General features: G+C 71.6%; 22 protein-coding genes. 2 read left to right on the top strand and 20 right to left on the bottom strand.

The genetic code is table 11. The features are described 5' to 3' along the window. Window positions 1-17: 17 nt before the first annotated feature. The 13 genes from guaA to guaB form a co-directional block, all read right to left on the bottom strand. Entirely contained in the window at window positions 18-1,601 is a 1,584-nt protein-coding gene (guaA, locus tag BRM1_RS13120; RefSeq protein ID WP_268526514.1) for a glutamine-hydrolyzing GMP synthase, read from the bottom strand. Window positions 1,602-1,617: 16 nt separating this feature from the next. After that, window positions 1,618-2,055 carry a DUF3817 domain-containing protein gene (locus BRM1_RS13115; RefSeq protein WP_268526513.1) on the bottom strand — a complete coding sequence of 146 codons (438 nt, stop codon included), beginning with the start codon at window positions 2,053-2,055 and terminating at the stop codon, window positions 1,618-1,620. After that, the gene (locus BRM1_RS13110) at window positions 2,045-2,986 is read right to left on the bottom strand and encodes an SURF1 family protein (RefSeq protein WP_268526510.1); all 942 of its coding nucleotides are present in this window, start codon (window positions 2,984-2,986) and stop codon (window positions 2,045-2,047) included. Before BRM1_RS13110 ends, BRM1_RS13115 begins: the two co-directional genes overlap by 11 nt. An 8-nt stretch (window positions 2,987-2,994) precedes the next feature. Next, entirely contained in the window at window positions 2,995-4,128 is a 1,134-nt protein-coding gene (locus BRM1_RS13105; protein ID WP_160953267.1) for a GuaB3 family IMP dehydrogenase-related protein, read from the bottom strand. A 33-nt stretch (window positions 4,129-4,161) separates the two neighbouring features. Then, window positions 4,162-5,352: an MFS transporter gene (locus BRM1_RS13100; protein ID WP_268526508.1), complete on the bottom strand. Its 1,191-nt coding sequence runs from the start codon at window positions 5,350-5,352 to the stop codon at window positions 4,162-4,164. Window positions 5,353-5,459: 107 nt separating this feature from the next. Then, entirely contained in the window at window positions 5,460-6,023 is a 564-nt protein-coding gene (locus BRM1_RS13095) for a mycothiol transferase (protein ID WP_268526506.1), read from the bottom strand. Between the two features lie 83 nt (window positions 6,024-6,106). Next, a complete protein-coding gene (locus tag BRM1_RS13090) occupies window positions 6,107-7,516 on the bottom strand; it encodes an MFS transporter (RefSeq protein WP_268526503.1) in 1,410 nt (469 codons plus the stop codon). A 193-nt stretch (window positions 7,517-7,709) separates the two neighbouring features. Then, window positions 7,710-8,453 (bottom strand): TenA family protein, encoded by a 744-nt coding sequence (locus BRM1_RS13085; protein ID WP_268526502.1) that lies wholly within the window; start codon window positions 8,451-8,453, stop codon window positions 7,710-7,712. Then, window positions 8,450-9,424, bottom strand: a complete 975-nt coding sequence (thiD, locus tag BRM1_RS13080) for a bifunctional hydroxymethylpyrimidine kinase/phosphomethylpyrimidine kinase (protein ID WP_268526499.1) — start codon at window positions 9,422-9,424, stop codon at window positions 8,450-8,452. Before thiD ends, BRM1_RS13085 begins: the two co-directional genes overlap by 4 nt. Next, window positions 9,421-10,215, bottom strand: coding sequence for a thiamine phosphate synthase (gene thiE / locus BRM1_RS13075; RefSeq protein WP_268526497.1), 795 nt, complete (start codon window positions 10,213-10,215; stop codon window positions 9,421-9,423). Before thiE ends, thiD begins: the two co-directional genes overlap by 4 nt. Continuing rightward, complete coding sequence (locus tag BRM1_RS13070) at window positions 10,212-11,300, bottom strand: hydroxyethylthiazole kinase (protein WP_268526495.1); 1,089 nt, start codon at window positions 11,298-11,300, stop codon at window positions 10,212-10,214. Before BRM1_RS13070 ends, thiE begins: the two co-directional genes overlap by 4 nt. A gap of 413 nt (window positions 11,301-11,713) precedes the next feature. After that, window positions 11,714-13,732 carry an HNH endonuclease signature motif containing protein gene (locus BRM1_RS13065; protein WP_268529868.1) on the bottom strand — a complete coding sequence of 673 codons (2,019 nt, stop codon included), beginning with the start codon at window positions 13,730-13,732 and terminating at the stop codon, window positions 11,714-11,716. Window positions 13,733-14,362: 630 nt separating this feature from the next. Then, the gene (guaB, locus tag BRM1_RS13060; RefSeq protein ID WP_442864328.1) at window positions 14,363-15,910 is read right to left on the bottom strand and encodes an IMP dehydrogenase; all 1,548 of its coding nucleotides are present in this window, start codon (window positions 15,908-15,910) and stop codon (window positions 14,363-14,365) included. A 304-nt stretch (window positions 15,911-16,214) separates the two neighbouring features. On the opposite strand from guaB, the gene BRM1_RS13055 reads away from it, so the two are divergent. Continuing rightward, on the top strand, window positions 16,215-16,613 hold the full coding sequence (locus BRM1_RS13055) for an HsmA family protein (RefSeq protein ID WP_268526493.1): 399 nt from the start codon (window positions 16,215-16,217) through the stop codon (window positions 16,611-16,613). A gap of 207 nt (window positions 16,614-16,820) precedes the next feature. Further along, complete coding sequence (locus tag BRM1_RS13050) at window positions 16,821-17,501, top strand: GNAT family N-acetyltransferase (protein ID WP_268526491.1); 681 nt, start codon at window positions 16,821-16,823, stop codon at window positions 17,499-17,501. Here the strand turns inward: BRM1_RS13050 and BRM1_RS13045 are convergent. The 7 genes from BRM1_RS13045 to groES form a co-directional block, all read right to left on the bottom strand. Further along, complete coding sequence (locus BRM1_RS13045) at window positions 17,485-18,384, bottom strand: hypothetical protein (protein ID WP_268526489.1); 900 nt, start codon at window positions 18,382-18,384, stop codon at window positions 17,485-17,487. The two genes, BRM1_RS13050 and BRM1_RS13045, sit on opposite strands and share 17 nt — an antisense overlap. Window positions 18,385-18,821: 437 nt before the next feature. Further along, window positions 18,822-19,868 (bottom strand): pseudouridine synthase, encoded by a 1,047-nt coding sequence (locus BRM1_RS13040; RefSeq protein ID WP_268526487.1) that lies wholly within the window; start codon window positions 19,866-19,868, stop codon window positions 18,822-18,824. Window positions 19,869-19,953: 85 nt separating this feature from the next. After that, complete coding sequence (locus tag BRM1_RS13035; protein ID WP_268526485.1) at window positions 19,954-21,285, bottom strand: diaminopimelate decarboxylase; 1,332 nt, start codon at window positions 21,283-21,285, stop codon at window positions 19,954-19,956. 137 nt (window positions 21,286-21,422) lie between these two features. Continuing rightward, window positions 21,423-22,145: a hypothetical protein gene (locus BRM1_RS13030; protein WP_268526483.1), complete on the bottom strand. Its 723-nt coding sequence runs from the start codon at window positions 22,143-22,145 to the stop codon at window positions 21,423-21,425. Between the two features lie 301 nt (window positions 22,146-22,446). Further along, window positions 22,447-23,631 (bottom strand): LPXTG cell wall anchor domain-containing protein, encoded by a 1,185-nt coding sequence (locus BRM1_RS13025; protein WP_268526481.1) that lies wholly within the window; start codon window positions 23,629-23,631, stop codon window positions 22,447-22,449. Window positions 23,632-23,988: 357 nt separating this feature from the next. Next, a complete protein-coding gene (gene groL, locus BRM1_RS13020) occupies window positions 23,989-25,584 on the bottom strand; it encodes a chaperonin GroEL (protein ID WP_268526480.1) in 1,596 nt (531 codons plus the stop codon). Window positions 25,585-25,649: 65 nt separating this feature from the next. Then, entirely contained in the window at window positions 25,650-25,943 is a 294-nt protein-coding gene (gene groES, locus BRM1_RS13015; protein ID WP_160953253.1) for a co-chaperone GroES, read from the bottom strand. Window positions 25,944-26,046 lie beyond the last annotated feature (103 nt).

Below are 26,046 nucleotides of genomic sequence, written 5' to 3'. Positions count from 1 at the left end.
CCCCGCGCCCCGCCGGCTCACTCCCACTCGATGGTGCCCGGCGGCTTCGAGGTGACGTCGAGGACGACGCGGTTGACCTCGTCGACCTCGTTCGTGATCCGGTTGGAGATCCGGGCGAGCACGTCGAAGGGCACGCGCGTCCAGTCCGCCGTCATCGCGTCCTCGCTGGACACGGGCCGCAGCACGATCGGGTGGCCGTAGGTGCGGCCGTCGCCCTGGACGCCCACGGAGCGCACATCGGCCAGCAGCACGACGGGGCACTGCCAGATCTCGTCGTCGAGCCCGGCTGCGGTGAGCTCGGCGCGGGCGATCGCATCGGCCTCGCGCAGCACGGCCAGGCGCTCCTCGGACACGGCGCCGACGATGCGGATCGCGAGCCCCGGGCCCGGGAACGGCTGGCGGGCGACGATGACCTCCGGCAGCCCCAGCTCGCGGCCGATCTGGCGCACCTCGTCCTTGAACAGGGTGCGCAGCGGCTCGACGAGCTGGAACTGCAGGTCCTCCGGCAGCCCGCCCACGTTGTGGTGGCTCTTGATGTTCGCAGTCCCGGTGCCGCCGCCGGATTCCACGACGTCCGGGTAGAGCGTGCCCTGGACGAGGAACTCGATGGGCTCGCCCGCGCCCTCGCGCGATTCGGCCACGAGGTCCGCGGCCGCGCCCTCGAAGCTGCGGATGAATTCGCGGCCGATGATCTTGCGCTTGGCCTCCGGATCGCTGACCCCGGCCAGCGCGCCGAGGAACGTCTCCCGAGCGTCCACCGTGACCAGGCGCACGCCGGTCGCGGCGACGTAGTCCTCCTCGACCTGGCGGCGCTCGTCCTTGCGCAGCAGCCCGTGGTCGACGAAGACGCAGGTGAGCTGGTCGCCCACGGCCTTCTGCACGAGGGCCGCCGCCACTGCGGAGTCGACCCCGCCGGAGAGCCCGCAGATGACCTGGGCATCGCCCACGCGCGCGCGGATCCGCGCGACCTGCTCGTCGATGACGCTCTCGCTCGTCCAGTCGGCCTCGAGGCCCGCGACCTCGTAGAGGAAGTTCTCGAGCACCCGCTGGCCGTGGGCCGAGTGCAGCACCTCCGGGTGCCACTGGACGCCGGCCATGCGCTGGGCATCGCACTCGAACGCGGCGACGGGCGTGTCCGGGGTGGACGCGAGGACCTCGAAGCCCTCGGGCGCCCGGGCCACGGAGTCGCCGTGGCTCATCCACACGGTCTGCTCGGCGGGCTGCTCGGCCAGCAGCCGGCCCGGCCGGGTCACCGTCATGGGGGTCGAGCCGTACTCGCGGCGGTCCGTGTGGGCAACCTCGCCGCCCAGGTGGGTCGCCATGACCTGGAAGCCGTAGCAGATGCCGAACATCGGCACGCCCAGGTCGAAGACAGCGGGGTCGAGGCGGGGGGCGCCGTCCGCGTAGACGGACGAGGGGCCGCCGGAGAGCACGATCGCCGCGGGCTCACGGGCCGCGAAGTCCACCGCCTGGGCCGTGGAGGGGATGAGCTCCGAGTACAGGCCGGCCTCGCGCACGCGGCGGGCGATGAGCTGGGCGTACTGGGCGCCGAAGTCGACGACGAGGACCGGACGGGCGCTCGTCTCGGGGGGCTGAGTCATGCGTGCAATCCTACTGTCAGCTGCGGGGGGCCACGACGACGGCCGCGTCGAGCTCGCGGTCCACGCGGCGGGTGGTGCGCCGCTCGAGGATGAACGACATGACCGGCACGACGCCGGCCAGGGCGAGGACGAGCAGGCGGCCCAGGCCCCAGCGCATCTGCTGGTTGAGCCACCAGCAGCCGATGAGGTAGACGACGTAGCACCAGCCGTGGCAGATCGCGATGGCGGCCGCGAGGTTGAAGCTGCCCAGCATGAGGGCCTCGGACGGGTCCCCGCCCATGGCCGGCGTGATGAGGTACTTGACGATCATCTCCGCGGTGAGGATGAGGAGCATGACGCCGGTGATGATCGCCATGACGCGGTAGAAGCGCAGCGCGCTGCGCGCGGAGGTGAAGCGCTTGAGGGACCACACCTCGTCGTCGGTGAAGTCCGGGCGGGCATCGTCATCGCTCACTGCGGGTGTCCTCGTCGCTGGGGGGCTCGTCTGGCGGGGCTGGATCACTACCGGGCGGGGCAGGGCTGCCGGAGGCAGCCGTGCCGCCCGGGTCCATTCTAAGGTTGCGCTCACCGGAGCGCTTGACCACGACGTAGCCCGGGGCCGGGGCGGCGGCGCCGGCCGCCGCGAGCTGGCTGAGGTATTCGTCGCGCAGCAGGCGCCACCAGATGTAGAGGGCGAAGCCCGCGAAGATGAGCCACTCGACGGCGTACGCGGCGGACTGGAGGTCCACTCCGCCGCTCTGCGCGGCCGCGAGGGCGACGTGCTCGAAGCCGGCGGCGGCGATCGAGGCCTCCGGCTGCGCATCGGGGTAGAGCACGCCCGAATAGGTGTAGACGCCGAAGAGGTTGACGAGCTGGGCGGTCGAGAGCGACTTCACCTCCCCCGCCGGCTGGCCCTGGCTGGGCTGCGGGGTGGAGGTGGGGCCCACGGTGGCGGTGAGCGAGACGGTGCCGGCGGCGGCCCGCGAGTCGTGGGCGGCCTGCCGGTCCTGGGTGAAGCCGCGCACCACCGGGATCGCGATGGGCTTGGCGCCGGCGTCGAGCTCGGCCGCCTCTCCCAGCCGGGCCCCGTCGGGGGCGAACATCGTGACGACCCAGTAGCCGGAGTGGCCGCCCTGGGAGCGCCCGGAGACCACCACCTGTTGCTCGGCGAGGAAGTGGCCGGTGACGGAGACGCGCTGGTGGGACAGGTAACCGGGCATGGGCACCTGCGCGGCCATGACGTCGTTGAAGTCCTTGACCGTCTGGGTGTCGGCGGACTGCACGGCGTCGTTCTTGTGCTCGGCGCGGCTGACCTGCCACGTGGAGAGCGTGATGAAGGCCGCGACGAGGACCAGGACGAGGCCCAGGTAGGCCAGCCAGCGCGGCGTGAGGGCGAGCCGGAGCACTGCGGGCCTCAGCCCTCCGTGTGGTACTGGTGCGGGGCCACGACGACGTCGACGCGCTGGAATTCCTTGAGGTCCACATAGCCGGTCGTGGCCATGGCGCGGCGCAGGGCGCCGGCGAGGTTGACCTCGCCCACGGCGGACTCGCCGGGGCCGAACAGGAGCGCGTCGAGGTCGGCCACCGTGCCCATGTGCACGCGCCGGCCGCGGGGCAGGGACGGGTGGTGCGCCTCGGCGCCCCAGTGCCAGCCCTGGCCGGGCGATTCGTGCGCGCGGGACAGGGCGGAGCCCAGCATGACGGCGTCCGCGCCCATCGCGAAGGCCTTGATGATGTCCCCGGAGGTGCCCAGCCCGCCGTCGGCGATGACGTGGACGTAGCGGCCCCCGGATTCGTCCATGTAGTCCCGGCGGGCCGCGTGGACGTCCGCGATCGCCGACGCCATGGGCACGTGGATGCCCAGCGTGCGCCGGGTGGTGGCGGCCGCTCCCCCGCCGAAGCCCACTAAGACGCCGGCCGCACCGGTGCGCATGAGGTGCAGCGCCGCCGTGTAGGTGGCCGCCCCGCCCACGATGACGGGGACGTCGAGCTCGTAGATGAAGCGCTTGAGGTTGAGCGGCTCCGCATCCGAGGACACGTGCTCGGCGGAGACGGTGGTGCCGCGAATGACGAAGAGGTCCACCCCCGCGTCGACGACGGTCTTCCAGTGCTCCTGGGTGCGCTGCGGGGTCAGCGAGCCTGCGACGGTGACACCCGCCGCGCGGATCTCCTCGATGCGCGCGGTGATGAGTTCGGGGCGGACCGGGGCCGCGTAGATCTCCTGCATCCGCCCGGTGGCCTCGTCCTCGCCCAGCCGGGCGATCTCGTCGAGGTAGGGCTGCGGGTCCTCGTAGCGGGTCCACAGGCCCTCGAGGTCGAGGACGCCCAGGCCGCCCGCGCGGCCGAGCGCGATCGCGGTGGCGGGCGAGACGACGGAGTCCATGGGGGCGCCGATGAACGGGAGCTCGAAGTGGTACGCGTCGATCTGCCAATCGAGGGAGACATCGCGCGGATCGCGGGTGCGGCGGGCGGGGATGACCGCCACGTCGTCGAGCGAATAGGCCCGGATCCCGCGCTTGCCGCGGCCGATTTCGATTTCGTTGCTCACGGACTCAGGGTAGCGCAGGGCCCTGACACGGCCTCAGTCCGCCGCCCCCTGCCCGGGGGTGCGCCGGGCCCGCGCCCGAGGTGCGAGCACGGCGGCCAGCGCCACGACGGCCAGGCCCGCCGCGGGCACCGTGAGCAAGCCCGCGCGCAGGTCCGCGCGGTCGGCGATGAGCCCCACGAGGGGCGGTGAGGCGAGGAAGCCCAGGCGCATGAGCCACGAGACGATCGTCAGCCCGGTCCCGGGGCGCAGGCCGGGCAGCGCATCGGCCTCGCTCATGGCGGCGGGCACGAGGGTGGCCACCCCGAGCCCCGCGGCGGCGAAGCCCGCGATGGTGCCGGGCACCGACGGCAGCGCGAGCGCCAGGCCCATGCCCACCGCGGCGAGCGCGGCGCCCGCCCGGGCCACGGCGCGCTGGCCGAAGCGGTCGACGAGCCGATCGCCCACCAGGCGGCCGGCGAACTGGGCGCCGGTCAGGGCGATGTAGCCCAGCGCGGCGATCGCCGCGGGGGCGCCGAGCGGGCCGGCCAGGTAGATCGCCGCCCAGGAGTTGCCCGCGTCCTCGACGAACGAGCCCGCCACCGCGATGCCCACGAGGCAGGCGACGGTGAGCACGAGCCGGCCGCGGGACAGGACCGCGGGCGGAGAAGCGGCATCGGGAGCCGCCTCGGGGGCATCGGGCTCCAGGGCAACGCTGTGGCGCTCGGTGTCTGTCCCCGGCAGCGCGAAGCGCAGGGAGACGAGCGCGATGGCGGAGAACAGGGCACCGGAGATCGCCAGGTGGATGCCCACCGGGATGTCGAGGGCGAGCGCGGCCGCGGCCATCGAGCCGCCGGTCACCGCGCCGATCGACCAGACGGCGTGGAACGAGTTGATGATCGAGCGGCCGAAGCGGCGCTGGACGCGCAGCCCGTGGGCGTTCATGCCCACATCGCAGATCGAGTCGGCCGCACCCGCGCACAGCAGGCACGCGGCGAAGGCCAGCGGCACCGGGGCCAACCCGGCGGCGAGCACACCGAGGGCGGTGACGAGGGTGGCGCCCACGGCCACCCGAGCGGAGCCGAAGCGGCGGATGAGCAGGCCCGAGGCCAGGCCCGCGAGGATCGCACCGGCGGGGAAGGCCGCGACGGCGAGGCCGTACGTCGCGTTGTCCATCCCCAGCGCGTCCTTGAGCTGCGGGAAGCGCGGCAGGAGGTTGGCGAACAGGCCGCCGTTCGTGAAGAACATGGCGGCCACCGCCCAGCGCGCCCGCCGGGCGGTGCGGTTAGGGGCGGTGCGGTCCGGGGCAGTGCTGCCCGGGGCTGGGGGCTGCGAACCGGGGGAAGCGCTCGCGCTCAATCGCCCACCGCGCCGTCGATCGCCTCGCGCAGCAGGTCCGCGTGGCCCGCGTCGCGCGCGTACTCCTCGACGAGGTGGACGAGCGCCCAGCGCCGGGTGAGGGAGGCGTCGCCGGCGGCCAGGCCGGCGTCCAGATCCGCACCCGAGGTCAGCCCGAGCTCCGCGGCCACCGCGCGCGAACGGGCGCACGCGGCCGCGAACAGGGCCCGCGCCTCGGCGCCGGAGGCCCGCTCACCCCAGTGCCAGTCCCAGTCGCGGTCCTGCTCCCAGGGGGCGTCTGCCCACGGTGGGGGCGCGGGGGCGCCGGCGATCCGGCGGGTGAACCACTCGTCCTCGACGTAGGCGAGGTGGGCGAGCATGCCGCCGAGCGTCATGGGCGAGGGGTGGCCCGGCAGCCGCCGGGCCAGCGCGGCGTCGTCGAGCCCCGCGGCCTTGCGCAGGAGGACCGCGCGGTAGAAGTCGAGGTAGGCCAGCAGCATCGCGGCCTCGGGCGCTCGGCCCGGCGGATCGGGAGCGGAGACGGAAGAGGCCGCGGGCCGGGGAGCGGGCGAATCGGTCACCCGATCACCCTATCCCCGGCCCGCGGCCTGTCCCTGGTCCTGGTCCTGACCCTGACCCTGGTGCCGGTCCCAGCCCTGGAGGGCTACTCGCCGGTGGGCTGACCCTTGGCCCTGGCCTCCTGCGCATCGTGCTTGGCCTCGACGAAGTCCGCCTTCGTGCGGGCGTACGAGGTGTCGCCCGGGAAGTCGAGCGTCGAGTGCTTGCGGTCGTCGTACATGTAGAGCATCGTGATGAGGCCGAAGACCGCGATGACGAAGACGTAGATGGGGAACACCCAGGCGAGCTTCATGTTCGTGAACCACAGGCCCACGTACTCGGCGGAGCCGCCGAAGAGCGAGTTGCCGATCGCGTAGACGAAGCCCACGCCCAGGCCGCGCACGTGGGCGGGGAAGACCTCGGCCTTCACGACGCCGGAGATCGACGTGTAGAAGCTGAGGAAGACCATCGCGAAGAGGATGAGGCAGGTCGCGGTCAGCGGCTTGAGGCCCGGCTGCTGGCGGATCGCGGTGAGGACGAGGAACGGCAGCACCATCATGGACACCGCGAACGTGATGATCGTCGTCTTGCGCCCGATCTGGTCGGACAGCATGCCCATGAGCGGCTGGAGGACGATGAGGACGAGGAGGCAGACGGTCATCGTGTCCGCCGCCGAGCCCTTCGTGAAGCCGGCGACCACAAGGTTCTTCTGCATGTAGGTGGTGAAGATGTAGAAGCTCAGCGAGCCGATCGACGTGATGCCCAGGACGATCATGATGGAGCGCGGGTGGCGCAGCACCTCGCGGAAGCTGCCGGACTCCTTGTGGCTGCGGGTCTCCTCCGTGGTCGTCTCCTCGAGGCCGGAGCGCAGCCACAGGGACACGAGCGCGGCGGCGGCGCCGATCACGAACGGCAGGCGCCACCAGCCGTTGGAGATCTGCTCATCGCCGAGCGTGTGGGTCATGATGACGGCCGTGACGCTGGCCAGCAGCTGGCCGCCGATGAGGGTGACGTACTGGAACGAGGAGAAGAAGCCGCGCTTGCCCTTCGAGGACACCTCGGACATGTAGGTCGCGGTCGAGCCGTACTCGCCGCCCACGGAGATGCCCTGGATGCAGCGCACGAGGAGCAGGAGGATGGGAGCGAGGACGCCCACGGTGTTCGCGGTGGGCAGGATCGCCATGAGCAGCGAGCAGCCGCACATCGAGAGGATGGAGATGAGCATCGAGCGCTTGCGGCCGATCCGGTCGGACAGCCGGCCGAAGATGTAGCCGCCGATGGGGCGCATGAGGAAGCCGACGAACAGGATCGCGGCGGCGTCCATGAACTGCTGGACCTCGCTGGAGCCAGTGAAGAACTGCTTGGCGAAGTAGACCGAGAAGAACGAGTAGATGTAGAAGTCGAACCACTCGACGAGGTTGCCGCTCGAGGCGGCCATGATCGACTTGACGATGTCCCACGTGCTGCGCGGGTCTTCCTCGGGCCGCTTCATCGCGACTTGCTGGTCGGTCGACATGCGCCGATCCCCTTACTGTCTGTTGTGCTGCCGCGCCGGACGCGGAGCCGGGGTGTGGCCGCTGCGGACGGCACCGCCTCCATTGGTGATGTCCGGACCAGGGTACGCCTCAATGGGACTTCTGTCACAGTTGCCCGAGTATTGCCTGAGCGGGTTGATACGGCGGCCGGCTTGGGCACCTCGGCCGGCGCGGTCAGACGAACCGGTCCGCGCTCCAGTCCTGCAGGGCGTGGGCGGAGGCCCAGAAGTGCAGCTCGTAGACCGCGGCCCGCCCGAAGGCGGTGTGCATCGCGGCCCGCTCCCCCGCCGAGGCACCCGCCAGCTCGCGCTCGACCAGCTGGGTCGCTGTGCGCACGGACTCGTCGAACTCCGCGCTGTCATAGGTCTCGATCCACACCCGGAAGGGGTTGGCGGAGAGGCCGGCCGCGGCGCGCTCGTTGAGCACCTTGCCCACGTGGGCGTAGATCCAGAAACAGGGCAGGACGGCGGCGGCGCCCACCGCGTAGGGGGCGGTGGCGCAGGTGGCGATGAGGAACGACGTGTAGCCCAGCGTCGTGGGCGAGGCGATCGGGCCGCCGTCCGCATCGAGGTGGCCGTGCTCGCGCAGCTGGCCCCGGGCGTCGGCGAACGACTCGTCGGTGAGCATCGCCTCGTGCATCTGCGTCTCCACCGCGATCGCCTCGCCCGCTGCGAGCGCCCAGAAGCGGGTGTCCTCGCGGTGGGGGGCGCGGGCGGCCAGCAGCGACATGGCGCGGGCGTAGCCGTCCAGATAGAGCTCGTCCTGGAGCAGGTAGTGGGCGAACGGGAGGCGGTCCAACGTGCCGGAGGCGAGCTCGGCGAGGAACGGCAGCGCCTCGATCTCGTCGAGCTGGGCGCCGACGGAGGCGAAGAGCGCGGCGGTGTGCTCGCCCGCGGCGTAGTGGTTGCGGTCGATCATCGGGAGGCTCCTTCGACGGGGGCTTGCACCGCTTCGTTGGGGACTTGTGCGGGTTCGACGGGGGCACGCGCGGGTTCGATCGGGGCCTGCGCGGCGATGTCGACCGTGTGGTCGACGGGTCCGTGGGCCCCCTCGGGGTCCAGCGGCAGGCTCCAGCGGGCACCCGAGGCCAGTGCCCGCGCGAGGAAGTCCAGCCCCTCGCGGACAGCCGGCTCGAGCGCCTCCGCGGCGCCGGCGCCGGGGCCTCCGGCGTCCCCGGGCAGCAGGCGGCGGGCCATCTGCGCGGTGATGGCGGCGGAGAGCGTGCAGCCCGTGCCGTGGGTGTGCGGGGTGTCGATGCGCGGGTGGTCGAAGCGCACGAGGGCTGGCTCCGCGCCGCCGGCCAGGCGGGGGCTGAGGGCGAGCACGTCGGCGACCCGCGCCTCGACGCCGTGGCCGCCCTTGAGCAGCACCGCGGCCGGGCCGCGGGCCAGGAGCGCGCGCGCCTGGTCCTCCATCTCAGCGGCGGTGCGGGCGGCCTCGACGTCGTCGCCCAGGAGCAGTGCGGCCTCCGGCAGGTTGGGGGTGATGAGGCCGGCGACGGGCAGGAGCGCGTGGCGCATCGCCTCGACGGCCTCCTCGGCCAGGAGGCGGTGGCCGGAGGTGGCGACCATGACGGTGTCGACGACGAGGAAGCCCAGGCGCTCGGCGCGTGCGGCGGTGAGCTCGACGAGCGCGGCCGAGGCGAGCATACCGGTCTTCGAGGCGTCGAGGGCCATGTCGTCGAGCACGGCGTCGAACTGATCGGCGACGAAGTCGGTGTCGATGTCGTAGACCCGGGAGACGCCGTGGGTGTTCTGCGCGACGAGCGCCGTGAGCACCGAGGTGCCGTAGACGCCGAGCGCGGTGAAGGCCTTGAGGTCGGCCTGGGCGCCGGCGCCCCCGGAGGGATCCGTGCCGGCGATTGTGAGGGCCGTGGGCGGTCGCATCATGGGGTGCCTCCAGCGGGGTGAGGAGCGGGCGGGTCAGAGGGTTCGTCCAGGTGCGCGGGGTCGTCCAGGTGCGGGGTTTCGGCGAAGGCCGCGCGGATGCGCTGGGCGGCGGCGCGCGGATCGGGTGCCGCGCAGATCGCGGAGACGACGCACACGCCGATCGCCCCGCTGCCCGCGAGTTCGGCCGCGTTGTCGGCGCCGATGCCGCCGATCGCGACGATCGGCAGCCGTGCGGCGGCGGCGAGCTCGCGGATGCGCTCGGGGCCCAGGGCGGCGCGGGCGACGTCCTTGGTCTGGGTGGCCCACACGGGGCCCACGCCGAACAGGTCGACTCCCCCGGCCGCCTCGCCCGCGGCGAATTCCTGCTCGTTCGAGGCCGAGAGCCCGAGCAGCGGCTCGGGGCCGATGGCCGCGCTCACGCGCTCGACGGGCTCGTCGTCCTGGCCGACGTGGACGTGGACGCGCAGGCCCTCGTCGAGCAGCCGCCGCGCCGAGGCCACCCTGTCATCGAGGAAGACCGGGATCTCGTGGTCGATGCCGAGCCTGTCCCGCGTCTGCTCGACCGCCGCGACGACGGAGCGGGCGAGCTCGTCGAACTCGGCCTCGCCGGCGTGCTTGTCGCGCACCTGGACGAGGCCCGCCCCGCCCTCGACGGCGAGGGCGACGGTCTGCGCGACGCTGCGCCCGGCTGCCCGGCACATCGCCGAATCGGTCACGAGGTAGAGCGCCGTGTCGAGGCCCAACAGCCGCGGGGCGCCGGGGGGTGCGGGCGCTGCGGCTGGATCGGTCATGCGCGAAGCTCCTCGAACGTAGCGGTGGCGAGCTCAATCCGAACGGCCCCGAGCTCCTCTGCGTCGAGGAGGAACAGCGCATCGAGGAAGGCGGGGGCGAAGGTCCCGGGCCCGGCGGCGGCGAGCGCAGCGCGGTGCCCGGCCGCCGCGAAGTGGGCGTGGGCCGCGATGGCTGCGGTGAAGTCGTTGTGCAGCCGTTCCTCGGGGGCGACGGAGCCGGCATCGGACCCGGTCGCGCGGGTGTTGGCCTCGTCGGCCCGGGATGCTGCCAGGTAGGCGGCGAGGACCGCTCCCAGTGAGCAGCCGGTGCCGATGACGAGCGGCATGAGCGAGCTGCCCCCGGAGACGCGGGCGATGACCGCGCGATCGCCCTGAGCTGCGACAATGGCATCGCGCTCGCCGGACACGGCGACGATCCCACCGGTGTCGCGCGCCAGCCGTGCGGCAGCGCCCACGACAGCATCGACGGAGTCCGTGGAGTCGACCCCGCGTCCTCCTGCACCGGCACCCGCGAGGAGCGCGATCTCGGAGGCGTTGCCGCGCACGGCCGTGGGCCGTTGCGCGGTGAGTGCGCGGATGCGGCTCGTTCGGTAGGCCGAGGCGCCCACGCTCACGGGATCGAGCACCCAGGGCTTGTCCTCCTCGGCCATGACCCCGATGGCCTGGTCGGCCGCGAGTAGCTGATGCGAGGTCGCCGTGCCCAGGTTGACGTTGAGCGCCGAGGCGACGTGGGCGAAGTCCGCGGCATCGGCCTCGTGGTCGAGCATCGCTGGGGCTGCGCCCACCGCCAGCAGCGCATTGGCGGCGAACTGCTGGACGACGGTGTTCGTGATGCACTGGACGAGTGGGCCGCCCTCGCGGACGGCACGGGCACGGTCGGCGATGCCGAGGGTGTCCGCGGTGCCGGCGCCGGTGGCAGTGCTGGTACCGGTGGCAGTGCTGGTACCGGTGGCAGTGCTGGTACCGGCATCAGAGCCAGCTGACGCGCGCTGGGCCGCGGCAGCGGTGTGCTGGCCGGGGCCGGGAGCGGTGGAAGCATTGGAAGCCGTGCTCACGGTGACGATCCCTTCGCTGGTGTTAGCCATGTCAGGTTCGATGGGTGTGTTCTCAGCCTGGCGACCGACCGCCCGCCGAGCTCACTGCGATGGATTCGCACGAGTACCGCCGAGCGGGGCGGCAAGCACCCCATGTCAACGACAGCCACACTACCAGCGCATTTCGCGGCGCCCCGGTTCATGGGGTGAAGGTTCATGGGCTGAACTGCGCGGTCTGCTTGGTCGCGGACTGCACAGCCATGGGGGGCTTTGGGGAGGGTTGCTGCGGCTGGGGATTGAACGGTCACCCATCGGATCAGATTTGGAGGGGGCGCTACGGAGGCGTGGCGGGCCGGTCAAGAAGATGAGGCAAGTCGGTCAATCGTGGACACCCGCGCCGTAGCAGCCATTCAGACCGTAGCTGCCGATCAGACCGTAGCTGCCGATCAGACCGTACCTGGCGATCAGAACGGTGGCGGGTCGGGATCGGAAAACGGTGAACGCGGTCGGCCCCATGGATCCACCGGCAGGTCCTGCTTCATCGGTGCTTCTCGTCCTGGGTGGCACCCGCCCGCATATCGCTCGCTCGGTCCAGTGGGCTGTTCGACCTCGTCCTGGCAGTCCGGTCGTGCGTCACGCCTACTCTTCGACCACAGTTCAGGTTCTGGTTCAGGTTCTGGTTCCGGTCCGGGCACCGTTTCCGGGTGGCTCTCACCCGAGCTGCTGGTCCCCGGTCGTTCGGCCCGCTCGAGCGTCTTCGGAATGTCGGGTTCCGCGGGGCTCTCGCCCATGCGCCGCAGGCCCGGCCGTTCACCCCGCTCGTCCTTCGAGCACGCTTCCGGTTCCGAGCGAAGCTCGCTCGAATTCTGCAGCTCCACCCCGTTCCACAGCTCGGGTCCGTTCCGCAGTTCCTTCCCGCTCCGCACCTCCACCCCGTGCTCCCCCTTGTCTGCGCTCCGGGCTCCCGGCCCCGCGGGCGGTTTGCTCGTGGTGGGCTGCCCCGGTCCCGGTGCCGTTCGCACGGTTCCCACCGGCTCTTCCTCGTCGTCACCGATCCCGGCGAAGGCGCTCGCGGGCATCACGGAACCGTCAATAAGCTCCTGCAGTTCGGCGAGTTCGCGGGCATGCTCGGTTTCGATGCGGGACCCGGGTGGACCCACCGCCCCTCCGAGTGCAGCTGGGAACGTCCACCGCAGGGCTCCCTCATCGACGCTCCGCCAGCGTGCCACCGGACCCGTCTCACCCCGTCCAGTCCTGGGGGAGACTCGCTCGACAGCGAGCACACCGTTCGTCTTGAGATTGTGATGGTGTCGGCACAGCGGGTGAAGATTGTCGAAAACGGTCGTTCCACCCGAGGCCGGAGCGCCCTTGTTGAAGGGAATGATGTGGTCGATATCGCAGGCTACGGCCTTGCGGGTGCAGCCCGGGACCGTGCACCACTGCCAGCGAGCCGTCAGCGTCGTGCGCAGCGAGGCGGGGATCGCGTAGGTCTGGGCGACTGCTTCGAGCACGGTCCCGGTGACCGGGTCAGTCACCAGACGCCGCAGCGATGGCGAGTGTGCGGCAATCCGCCTGGCATCGGCCGCGCTGAGCGGTGAGGCGTCATCGAGTCGGCCCGGGAGCTGCGAGCAGCCCATGAGGCTGAGCAGCGGGATGGTGACGTTGACCCCGGCCTGGGCGCGCAGCCAGGCGGAGTCCGTGGGCAGTGTCAGTGAGAAGGTGCCGTGCGTCCCGTCTGCGCGCCGCATGCCCACCGGGATCTCGGGGATGCCGAGCACACCGATGTCGAAGCACAGCTGGTCGAGCGTGCGCCGATCATCGATCACGGCCCCGGGCTCGAGTCCCACGGCGAAATCGCCCTTCTGGCCCAACCGGATGCCCCGCGCCCATGCGCTCAGGCGGCAGTGGGCCGCCGAAACGGTGGCCACCGGTCCGACGAACTGCAGACTCGCGGTCCCGTCCCCGTTGTTCCAGAAGGCGACGCGGCGCTCACGGTGGGCCGCCTCGGCGCGGTCCTTGGGAGGCATGAGCGAGTCGTAGATGTCATCCACGGCCTTCTTCCACCGCTTCCATTCCCAGGACCCATCGAGTTCGGTGACGAGGTCGTCGAACGTCTCCCGCAGCAGCCAGGGCATACGACTGGCTCGGCCTGCGGCGTAGTCAAGGCGCCCGAATCGCACCGCACCCGCGACCACCGACTCGCGCAGCTGCGGCAGTGAAGCGGTGACGGCCAGTGCGTTCTTCGCTCGCGTGCGCGCCCGGATCAGCGAGACGTCCAGGTGCTTGGCGAGGGCAATCCACACCAGGTCGGGCAGGAGCACGAGGAGGTCCATGTAGTCGGCTGGAACCTCGGCCTCCTGCGAACCGACCGGCGCGAAGTGCTGATGGTAGGCCGCCACGAGCCAGTCAGTGAGGACACGAGCCCGATGGAGTTCGCGGACGTCGGATTCCCGCTCCACCGCGAGCAGCTCCTGGGCATCCATCCCACTCACCCCCGCCTCCGTGCAGCCCGCCCCGTTGCGGAATGCCGCGACCGCGAAACCGATCTGCCGACGCACTTCCCACGGCTCCGATGCCGCGCAGTGAAGAAGCTCTGGCTTCGCCGCTTATATTCGAATATTAATCGAATATAAGCTGAAGAACAAGGCCTGTGGACAACAAAAGGCATCAAGCCGCCAGTACAATTCACAGCGACGCGGGCAGCACCGCGACGTTGTCACAACGGTGCGCCGGTGAATCGGTCACCGCTGCCGCAGTCTCAAACACATCGGTGCCGCTCGGGGAAGAGGGCAGGCACCCGCCTGCCGTCGGTGCACCCCTCGAGCACACCCGCCTCGCCCCGAGGCGGGGTACAAGGGCATGCCGGAGGTGGGGCACAAGGGCACGCCGACTGTCGCGCAGCCTCGACGCACTGACGTCAGCAACCGGTGACGCGCGAACAACTCCCAACCGCCCGGAAGCCCTCGGCGCACTGATCGTTGCCCCCGGCCGCGGGTGGTCCTCCTGCCCGCAGGCTCGGCCGTCCTCCCGCCACTTGGCCCAGTCGACCGCTGGCCGTCAACCGCCCGCCCGAGCGGCCGCAAACCGACGGCCCGCTCGCGCGGCCGGCCCGGTCACCGCGAGGTGTAGTTGGGCGCCTCCACGGTCATCTGGATGTCGTGCGGGTGGCTCTCCTTGAGACCCGCGGTCGTCAGGCGCACGAAGCGACCCTTGGCCTTGAGCTCGTCGATCGTGCGCGCGCCCACGTAGAACATGGTCTGCCGCAGGCCGCCGGTGAGCTGGTAGGCGACGTTGCGCAACTCGCCGCGGTAGGCAACGCGGCCCTCGACGCCCTCCGGGATGAGGTCCGTGTCGCTGGCGACATCGTCCTGGAAGTAGCGGTCCTTCGAGTACGACTTGCCCTTGCGCGGGGCCATGGCGCCCAACGATCCCATGCCGCGGTAGGCCTTGTACTGCTTGCCGTTGATGAGGATGAGGTCGCCGGGGCTCTCCTTGGTGCCGGCGAACAGCGAGCCGACCATGACGGAGTTCGCCCCCGCCACGAGCGCCTTGCCAATGTCGCCCGAGTACTGGAGGCCGCCATCGGCGATGACCGGGATGTCGGCCTTCTCCGCGGCCAGCGCGGCCAGCCGCACGGCCGTCACCTGCGGCACACCCACGCCGGCCACCACGCGGGTCGTGCAGATGGAGCCGGGCCCCACGCCCACCTTGATGGCGTCGACGCCGGCGTCGATGAGCGCCTGCGCGCCCTCGCTGGTGGCGACGTTGCCGCCGATGATCTGCACATTGCCGAAGACGCTGTCCGCCTTGAGCCTGCGGATCATGTCCGTGACGCCGCGGGCGTGGCCGTTGGCGGTGTCGACCACGAGCACGTCGGCCCCGGCATCCGCCAGCAGCTCTGCGCGCTCGTAGGCGTCCCCGAAGAAGCCGACGGCGGCACCCACGCGCAGGCGGCCCTCGTCGTCCTTCGTGGCCAGCGGGTACTCCTCGCTCTTGACGAAGTCCTTGACGGTGATGAGCCCGCGCAGGCGGCCCTCCTCGTCGACGAGCGGCAGCTTCTCCACCTTGTGCTCGGCGAGCAGCTCGTAGGCGCGCTCCGGATCGACGCCCACCGGCGCGGTGACGAGCGGCATCGGCTTCATGGTCTGCGCGACGGTGCGCGTGGCGAACTCGCGGCGCGGGACGAAGCGCAGATCGCGGTTCGTCACGATGCCCACGAGCACGCCCGCGTCGTCGACGACCGGCAGGCCGGAGATCCGGTAGCGCCCGCACACCTCGTCGAGCTCCTCGAGCGTGCGGTCCGGGGTGATGGTGACGGGGTCCGTGATCATGCCGGACTCGCTGCGCTTGACGTAGTCGACGTGCGCGGCCTGGTCTTCCTTGCTGAGGTTGCGGTGGATGATGCCCAGACCGCCGATCCGCGCCATCGCCACCGCCATGCGCGACTCCGTCACCGTGTCCATCGCCGCGGAGACGAGGGGGATGTTGATGTCGATCCCCCGGGTCAACCGGGTCCGGGTCGAGGCCTCCGAGGGGATGACGTCCGTGTCGCCGGGCAGGAGCAGCACATCGTCGTACGTGAGGCCGGTGAGCGCGAACGGGTCCTGCGCCTCCTGGAACCGGCTCTCCACTTCGCCCATCGACTTGCCTTCGCCATCCATCGAGTCAGTCCCCTCCCGCGTAAGTTTCTGACATGGTATGCCCGCCCTCGGACGCGGAACACGGCCGCCCGCTCCGATGCGACCAAACTCACCCGCGCGCCGTGCCGCGTGCCGGGCTGAGTGCCGTGCCGCGTGCCGGGCCGCGCTCCGTGCCGCCACCGGTCTGCGGTCGGCAGCCCGCCGTGCCGCCCACCGGACCGCCGGCCGCCGCCCATTCGGCAAGGCGCCCTCAACCCAACGGTTGACGCGCGGTTCAACCATCTGCACGATCCGCGGCCCCCACCTGCGACGGGAGCATGGAGGCATGCTCACACCAGCGATCGTCTTCATCTCGTCCGCACTCGTCTTCTACACCTTCGGCGTCTGGGCCGAGCGCCTGCAGGGCACCCTGCGGCCCTGGCACGTGGTGGCCTTCGGCCTGGGCCTCGCCTGCGATGCCACCGGCACCGAATTCATGCGCCGCATCGCCTGCTCCGGCGGGGCGAGCTTCTCCAGCGGCACCGGTGAGGTGCTGGGCGCCGTCATGGCGATCACCGGCGCCCTCGCCCTGCTCCTCATGGCCGTGCACTTCGTCTGGGCCCTCGTCGTCGTCATCCGCGGCACGGACCGCGCGAAGACCGTGTTCCACCGCTTCTCCATCCTCGTGTGGGCCATCTGGCTCGTCCCGTACTTCACCGGGATGGCCTCGTCGATGATCGGCTGAGCGCTCCACTCGTCCCTGTTCGCAACCCCGCGTTCACCACCCCGCCGAGGCGCGGGCCGGCCGCTCCTGACCCGCCGCCGAGGCGCGGGACAGGTGGGCCCGGCCCGCGCCTCGGCCGCTCACGCGGCACAGCGCCGGGCACGGCGCGGGTGCCCAAAACCGAGCAGAGCGCCCCGCGGAGGGTCAAACGGCCGTACGCTCAACCCCATGGAGACGAACCCCACGGACACTGCGCACACGAATCCCCAGGCCGCGGCGGGCGCCCGCGGCGACGCATTCGACGGCTCGTCCCGGCCCGGGGCCGGCGATCCGGCGGCCTTCGCAGCCGCGCCGGACCTCGTGGGCGAGCGCGTGACGCTCGCCCAGCTCTCCCCCGCCCACACCGAGGGCCTGGGCCGGGCGAGCGAGGGCATCGATCTGTGGGTCACCTCGGTGCCATCGGCGGGTGAAATGGACGCGGAGATCGAGCGCCGCCTGGGCCTGCAGCGGGCGGGCAGCATGGCGCCGTACACGGTGCTCGATCGCGGCGAGCCGGTGGGCATGACGACGTTCATGAACATCGACGCGGCGAACCGCCACGTCGAGATCGGCTCGACCTGGCTGAGCCCCGCCGTGCGCGGCACCCGGGTCAACCCGGAGGCCAAGCTACTGCTGCTCACCCGCGCCTTCGAAGACCTCGACGCCATCGCCGTGGAGTTCCGCACCCACTGGCACAACCACCAGTCGCGTGGGGCGATCGCCAAGCTGGGCGCAAAGCAGGACGGGGTGCTGCGCAATCACCAGTTCTTCGCCGGGGCGCTGCGCGACACCGTGGTCTTCTCCATCACCCGCGCGGAGTGGCCCACCGTCAAGCTGGGCCTGACCGAACGGCTCAAGCGCCTCGACTGAGCCCGCGCCGCGGCGCACGGGGCGGGGAGACCGGGCTCTGCGCCCGGGCCGCCCGGCGTCGCTGGCCCCACGCCACGAGCACCGCGGTGGCCACGATGCTCACCGCGAGCGCCACGGCCATGCCCGCGAGGCTCGGGCCCACCGCAGCGGCGCTCCGGCGCAGCGGCACGATGAGCACGAACGCGGCAACTCCGATCGAGGCCGCGATGAGTCCCCACCCGGCGCCGAGGCCCCAGCCGCCCAGCGCGAGCGTGGCGAGCAGGTAGGTGCCCAGGATGCTCAGCTGGGCCAGCAGCCACACGGCGACGAACGCCGCGGCGGCACTGGTGAGGCTGCCCCACTGGTTCTGCACGAGTGCCGCCTCGGCGCCCGCGTTTGCCTCGAAGTCGAAGAGGAAGCGCCAGGCCAGCGTGGCCAGCGCGCCGAAGAGCGCCAGCAGCAGCGGGGCGAACAGGACCAACGGCAGCAGGCCGCGGCGCCGGAAGCCCCCGTCGGGGCGCGTGAGATCCGTGAAGATGAAGCCGTAGCTCCACGCGCCCACCACCAGGGCGATCGCTCCGAACACGCCGATCGAGTCCGGGTCGAACGACTTCATGTCGTTGTCCTTGAGCAGCCCCAGCCCGGCCAGCCAGACGAGGAGCGTCGAGCCGACTGCGAGAACGGCGCCGAGGCCCGCGGCGCGCCCGAACTCGTGGAGGGCCGAGACATCCGCGGCATCCTCGCCGGTCCCCTCGCGACGCTGGCGGTCGAGCTCTGAGAGGTCGTAGCGGCCGTTGTGGCGCGGCACCCCGGGCGCGTAGAGGCCCCGCGGGTCCGGGTCTGCGGTGGGTCGTCCCGTCGCGTTCTGGGCGGCGGGGTTCGGCCCGGTAGGGCTCGGTGCCACGGGGCGCGGCAGGGGCACGCGAGGCCCCGGTGGGGGCTGCCCGGGGGACTGGGATTCGCCCGGCGGCCGCGGCGGTGGCGGCGGGTAGGGGCGGTGCGGGTCCCCGGTGGGCGGATACGAGGAGGGATCGTGCGCGCGGCCGGTCATGGGGTGGCCTCCGTGGTGCTCGGGGTCTCGGGGTCTCGGGCGTCGGCTCCCATCTTGCCCGACGCGCACCCGCATCGGGCGCGCCCGTGTGCCCAGTTCGCCACACCGCGCGGTGCCCGGTCAGCGGTGCGCCGACCAGACCGCGCCGTGGGGCGATCAGCCCCTGCGATCGGCTAAGCCGGTCGCGCCGAGAGCCGAGCGCCCCGCTGGTTGACCACCCCCTTCACCGCCCGACTACCCGCAAAGCCGCCCAACCATCTGCACGACCGAGCAGGCACCCGAGAGAACGCCTACGCGCGCGGCGACGATTCCTCCACCCACGGCGAAGCTCCTCCCTCATCGCCGCAGAGTCCCAGCCGCGAGTCGAAGCGCCGCGGCCGGCCGGTGAGCGGGTCCTCGAACTCGATCCGGCGGGCCAGCAGGTGGAGCCGGCGGCGGAAGTCGTAGGGATCGGGCGCCAGGTCCTCGGGGTAGATGGGGTCGCCCAGGATGGGCAGCCCCAGCGCGTTGAGGTGCACGCGCAGCTGGTGAGTGCGGCCCGTCACGGGCTCGAGATCGATGACGCCCAGCCGCCCGGTATCCACATCCGCATGCGCATGCGCATGCGCATTCGCATCCGCGGGCGCGCACGTGCACTCCCCCGGTCCCGCATACGCGAACCGGGTGAGTGCGTTGGGCTCGCCGGGCACCTCGAGCACGGCCCGCGTACCCGGTTCCTTGTCCAGCCGCGAGGCGCGCTCGGCGGGCAGCAGAACGGGATCCCAGCCCGCGGGCAGGACGACGAGCGCCCGGTAGGACTTGTGCACGCGGCGCTCCTGGAACAGCCGCTGGTAGGCCCCGCGCGTGGCCGGGCGACGGGAGAGGACGAGCAGGCCGGACGTCACGCGGTCCAGGCGGTGGATCGCCACGAGGTCCGGCTCGTTGCGCTCGACGCGCAGCCGCGTGACCGCGCACTCGCGCACAAACCGCCCATTGGGCGTCGAGGCGAGGAATGCGGGCTTGTCGATGACGAGCAGCTCCGGGTCCTCGTGCACGGTGCGGATGGGAAACGGGATCCGCGCCTCGGCCGGCACTGGGCGGTGGAAGAAGTAGAACCCGCCGGGAATCACGGGATCGGACAGCGCCACGGGCCGCCCGCCCTCATCGCAGAGCGCGCCGCCGGCCGGGGCGGCCAGAGCCGCGCGCTCCGCCGCCGAGGCACCCGGCAGCGCCGCTGCCAGCCAGGCGTCCACCGTGGCCGGGACGGGATCCGCGGCGTGCGCGTGGGTCTGCGGCCCACCGGGAGCGCGCAGCCGCGCCGCGCTGATCCCCTCGCGCGGTGGCAGGGGGCTGCGCATGGCGGGCACGCTCAGAACCGCACGCGACGCGTGCATCCGGCCGGGGGCCGCGGGCACCCGGCCGCGCGGGCGGCAGGGGCGCGCCTCACAGCACCACGTCCTCGCCGGCCTCGGCGAGCAGCTCCTCGACCGTCTGCTGGCGGCGGACCAGCGCGAACTCGACCCGCGCCTCGGCGGCGGCCCGGTAGGCGTAGACCGGGATGCGCGGCAGCGCGTTGTAGGCGAACGGGGTGGAGAAGTAGTAGGCGCCCACGTCGTGGATGAGCGCGATGTCGCCGGGCTGGAACTCCGGGACGTCGTAGTCGCGGCCGATCATGTCGCCGGTGAAGCAGCACGGCCCCGCGAGGTCCTGGATGGCGCTGGGCGCCGGGCTCGGCGCACCGTCCGCGGTGCGGGCGCTGATGCGCAGCGGCCAGTGCTCGGGGACGAACGCGGTGCGGGTGGCGGTCTGCGCGCCGGCGTGGCCGATCGCAAAGCGGCGGCTGCCCACGGTCTTCGTGTACTCGATGCGGGTGGCGATGGTGCCGGCCTTGGCCAGCAGCGCGCGGCCGAACTCGGTGACGAGGCCGTAGCGGCCGTCGAGCAGCCCGGGAACCTCGCGCTTGAGGACGTCGGCGTAGTCCTCGAACGTGGGGGTGATGTCGTCGGAGAGGAAGTTCACGCTCAGGCCCCCGCCCATGTCGATGCGGGCGATCTGCTGCTGACCGGCAGCATCGTTGATCGCATCGGCCAGTTCGACGACGCGGCGGATCCCCGCGGCCGCGAGTTCGAGCGGGATGCCCTGCGAGCCCGTGTGGACGTGGAGCTGGGTGATGTGCGGGCGGGCGCGGATCGCTGCGATGAGCCGGTCCTGGTCGGCTGCGTCGACGAGCGGGACGCCGAACTTCGTCGTCGTGGTGGCCGTGCTCATCTGGCCGATCGAGCCCGCGCCCACCACTGGGTTGACCCGCACGCCGATGACGGAGGCGGGGCCGGCAGCGGATTCGGCGCTGGCGCCCGCGAGCTCGCCCAGCAGCGCGTCGACGCGCTCCATCTCCTGGTAGGAGTCGATGTTGAGCGAGGCGCCGTCGCCCAGCGCGCGGCGCAGCTCGCCCTCGGTCTTCGCCGGGGAGTCCAGCACGATGCGCTCGGCGGGGAAGCCCGCGGCCTGCGCCATCGCGTACTCGCCGGGGCTCGCGACCTCGCAGCCCAGTCCCCGCTCCGCCAGGAAGCGCAGCACCGGCACCAGGGTGACGGCCTTGCACGCCACGGTGTGCAGCACCTGCCCGGCGGGCGCGAAGGCGCCGGTCAGGGCGGCGATCCGCTCCTCGACTGCGTTCAAGTCGAGCAGGCCGACGACGGGCTGTGCGGTGCCGATGAGCTCCTGGGCGACGGCCTGCCGCACGGCGGTGTCGAGGGTGTCGGCGAACGCGGGCATGGGGCCTCCGTGGGTGAGGATGGACGGCGGTGGACGAGCACCGGCTGTGCAGCGTCGAGTCTAGCGAGCCGCCCCGAGCGGCGCGTGGTGCGTCCGCGGCGGAGTTCGCGCCGGCGCCGGAGCACCGTGCGGGCGCGCTACGCCCCGAAGACCGCCATCACGGCGAACACACAGCCGGCGAGGAGCAGGGCGGCGGCCACGTAGGGCCGCGTGTCGATCCTGGTCACGCGGTCGTAGAGCCGCGTCATCGCGTGCGCGAGCGGTGGGAACGCACCCCACGCCCACGCGAGCAGCAGGTACTGGCCCGCCAGCGCGGCGAAGAAAACGACCGCGAGGACCGCCTGCACCACCAGCAGGTGGGAGGCCGCGGCGATGACGCGGCCGGTGACGTACATCGTGGCCAGTCCGCTCACGCTGATGATCGACTCGGTCAGGCCGATGAGGACCATGCGGCCGGGGCGCTCCGGGTCCCGGTGCTGCGAGTCGGGGCGGCCGGGGCCGCTGGAGAGCGCCCGGTGGCCCAGGTGCGGGTCGCGCGGCGGGCGGCGCAGCCGCGCGAGCATGATGGCGCCGCCCAGCAGGAGGAGCGCGGCGGCAGCGGCGTCGACGCTGCGGTGGACGAGGAAGCGGTGGGTGTCCGCACGCAGCAGCGCCGTGAGGGTCTCCGGGTCGACGACGCGGAAGAGGAGCAGGAGGAACAGCGCGCCCAGGGTCAGACCCACCGTGATCCAGCGGATCGACCGGGCAGCGTGCGCCGAGCGGGTGAGGAGGCGCAGCACGAGGGCGTAGAGCGTGGGGCTGAAGCCCATCGCGAAGCCCAGGCCCACCAGGCTGATGGCCGCGCTGACGATGGCGGTCACTGTGCCTCCCCGCCTGTCCTGGTCGTCATGCTCCCTGCCCGGTTGTCATGCTCGCTGGCCCGGCTGTCATGCTCGCGATCCTAGCCCGCCGAGGCGCGCGGAGGTCCATGCTTGCCGAGGCGCAGGCCGGCCGCCCGCCGCAGCGGGGCGGTGCCGAACGGCACTGCGGGCGGGGCAGGCACGCGAACGGGGCCGCGGCCGGAAGAATCCGGCTGCGACCCCGTCGACCTCACCCCTGCCTGCCGCGCGCCGTGCGCCCGTCAGGCATGAGGAACCCGGAGGACCGGCATTGCGGGTCGGCTCAGCTGCGGCGGCGGCGCGCCACCAGGAGCACGCCGGCGCCGACGAGCAGCAGTGCGCCGCCCGCGGCCAGGAGCGGGGCGACCGCGTCGGAGCCGGTGCGCGGCAGGTTCCCGCCGTTGTCGCCATCCCCGCCGTTGTCCCCACCGTCGCCGTTATCACCCGGCTGGGGCGCGTCGTCCGAGGGGGCATCGGAACCGGGCGCCGGCGCCGAGGTGGTGCTCTCCAACGGCGTCGCCGTCGCCGAACCGCTGGCGGACGGCGTCGCGGTCCCGGACTCGCTGGGGGTCGGGTTGCCGGACTGGCTCGGAGTGGGCTCACCCGACTCACTGGGCGTCGGGTTCCCGGACTCGCTCGGAGTGGGCTCACCCGACTCACTGGGCGTCGGGTCGCTGGTATCGGTGGGGGCGGGAGTCGGGCAGTCCTTGATGCCCGCTTCCGGATCATACTCACCGGTCAGCGTGGCACTGGCGACGTAGTTCTGGTCCATCCGCTCACCCGGAATCATCTGCCCCGTCAGCTGAAGCACACGCCCGTCCTTGGCGTTCAGGTCTCCCAGGTCCAACGTCACGTTGCCGTTGCCGTCGTCCGATGCGACCTTTTCGGCGGTGGAAGGGTAGGTGTACGAGTCGTACGGCTTACCCCACTTGTGCAGGTAACCATTCACGTCGAATGGCGTGTCACCATTGAGCCTGTCCGAAGGAAGGTAGGACCATGCTTCCACCTTCATATCCGCAGGGGCATGCAGGGTGACCTTCGCGTTCTTGATGGCGTAATCGGTTGCCACCACGGTGCGCCAGTTGGGCTGCGTACCCTTCACGGCTACCAGGCCCTTATTGTCCTCAGAGCCGCCGTTGTAGAAGTGCGTGACCTCGAGTAGGCCCGGATCGCCCTTCGTGTAGTGGGGCTCGTCCTCCTCATTCGTAGGCCATACCGACTTGATGTAGCCGCCGTTGGTGAACCCGTTGACGGGATCGCCGTTCCTGTCGACCATCAGGCCCGAGTAGCCCTCGGTCTTGTTCGTCAGCTGCGTGTTCATGACGGCGCTGGCGTCCCACGCCACGTTGCAGCCGACGGTCTCATTGCCGTGCTTCGTCTTCAGGTTCGTCGCCAGGGCCGGGGATGCCAGGCCGAAGACGAGGGCGGCCACCGCGGAGCCGGCAGCGAGCTTGGAGGGGAGCTTCATGAGGGTGTGTGCTTTCCGTCAAGAGTGATACGAAAACTCGGGAAGAGCTGAGCGATTCATCACTATAGACCAGGAGCGGGAGAACACCCAAACCGGACGATGATCGCTCCGGCGCCCGTCGACCAAGCCCCGCTGTGCCATCGGCACGACCCCCACACAGCAGCAGGGGCGGTTGTCGCGAAGTCTCCTTCGCGACAACCGCCCCTGCGGTGCCTCCCGGGTGCGGCCCGGCCGTGCTCTCCAGCCGTACTGTGCTCTTCAGCCGTACCTAGCTGTCCAGCCGTGCCGTACCGTGCGCCCGGTGCAGGCGAACCGGCTCAGCGCATCAGCGCCGGGCCGCCCGGCCCGCTGCGACGATCACTTGTCGTCGTCGTCCTCTTCCGGCTTCTCGACCACGAGGGTCTCGGTGGTGAGGACGAGCGCCGCGATCGACGCCGCATTGCGCAGCGCCGAGCGGGTGACCTTGACCGGGTCGATGACGCCGGCCTTGACGAGGTCGCCGTACTCGCCGGTCGCGGCGTTGTAGCCCTGACCCGCATCGAGCTCGGCGACCTTCGAGGCCACGACGTAGCCGTCCTGGCCCGCGTTCTCCGCGATCCAGCGCAGCGGCTGGACGACGGCGCGGGACACGATGCCCACACCGGTCGCGGCATCGCCGGTCAGGCCCAGGTCGGTACCCTCGAGGACCTTCGCGGCGTGCACGAGTGCCGAACCACCGCCGGGCACGATGCCCTCCTCGATGGCGGCACGGGTCGCGGACACGGCGTCCTCGACGCGGTGCTTGCGCTCCTTGAGCTCCACCTCGGTCGCGGCGCCCACCTTGATGACGGCCACGCCGCCGGCGAGCTTCGCGAGGCGCTCCTGGAGCTTCTCGCGATCCCAGTCGGAGTCCGTGTGCTCGATCTCGCCGCGGATCTGCTTGACGCGACCCGCAACCGCATCGTCGGCACCGGCGCCGTCGACGACCGTCGTGTTGTCGTTCGTGACGGTGACGGTGCGCGCGGAGCCCAGGTCGTCGAGCGTGACCTGGTCGAGCTTCATGCCCATGTCCGCGGTGATGACCGTGCCGCCCGTGAGGACCGCGAGGTCCTCGAGGATCGCCTTGCGGCGATCGCCGAAGCCCGGCGCCTTGACGGCCGCGACATTGAGGATGCCGCGGATCTTGTTGACGACCAGCGTCGACAGCGCCTCACCCTCGATGTCCTCGGCGATGATGAACAGCGGCTTGCCGGCCTGCTGGACCTTCTCGAGGACGGGCAGCAGATCCTGGATGTTCGTGATCTTGCCCTGGTTGATGAGGATGTACGGATCGCTGAGCACCGCTTCCTGGCGGTCGGCGTCCGTGACGAAGTACGGGGACAGGTAGCCCTTGTCGAACTGCATGCCCTCGGTGAACTCGAGCTCGACCGTGGAGGCCTGGCTCTCGTCGATCGTGATGACGCCGTCCTTGCCGACCTTGTCGAAGGCCTCGGCGATGAGCTTGCCGATCTCCGGGGACTGGGCGGACAGGGCCGCGACGTGCGCGATCTCCGCGGAGCCGTCGACGTCGCGCGAGTCCGCCTTGAGGCGCTCCTCGACGGCGTCCACTGCCTTCTCGATGCCGGCCTTGAGCTGGCCGGGAGCCGCGCCCGCGGCCACGTTGCGCAGGCCCTCGTGCACGAGCGCCTGGGCGAGCACGGTGGCGGTGGTGGTGCCGTCGCCGGCGACGTCGTTGGTCTTCGTCGCGACTTCCTTGGCGAGCTGGACGCCCAGGTTCTCGAACGGGTCGTCGAGTTCGACCTCGCGGGCGATCGTCACGCCGTCGTTCGTGATCGTGGGGGCGCCCCACTGCTTGTCGAGGACGACGTTGCGGCCGCGGGGGCCCAGCGTGACCTTGACCGTGTCGGCGAGGACATTGACGCCGTGCTCAAGCGAGTTGCGCGCGGCATCGTCGAACTTCAGGGTCTTCGGCATGATTCACTTCCTTTCGAAGATGGGGAGCCGGCGCGGCGCGCCGGCTCGATCGCAGGGGGAAATGATCAGCCGATGACCGCGAGGACGTCGCGCGCCGAGAGGACGAGGTAGTCCTCGCCGGCGTACTTGACCTCGGTGCCGCCGTACTTCGAGTAGATGACCTTGTCGCCGACGGAGACGTCGAGCGGCACGCGGTTGCCGTTGTCGGCCACGCGGCCGGGGCCCACGGCGACGACCTCGCCCTCCTGGGGCTTCTCCTTGGCGGTGTCGGGGATGACGAGACCGGAAGCAGTGGTCTGCTCGGCCTCGAGCTGGCGGATGACAATCCGATCTTCAAGCGGCTTGATGGCAACCGACATGTTCGGACACTCTCCTTCGTTGGATTCGCTGAAGACTTCACTCCTGCGGCCGGTGGGCGGCCCGTCGTCGCGGGTGCCGGACTGCCCTGGCTCGCCTGAGCGC

This window comes from Brevibacterium sp. BRM-1 (assembly GCF_026802075.1).
Classification (GTDB): domain Bacteria; phylum Actinomycetota; class Actinomycetes; order Actinomycetales; family Brevibacteriaceae; genus Brevibacterium; species Brevibacterium rongguiense.
This window is presented reverse-complemented; position numbering and strand designations above follow the sequence as displayed.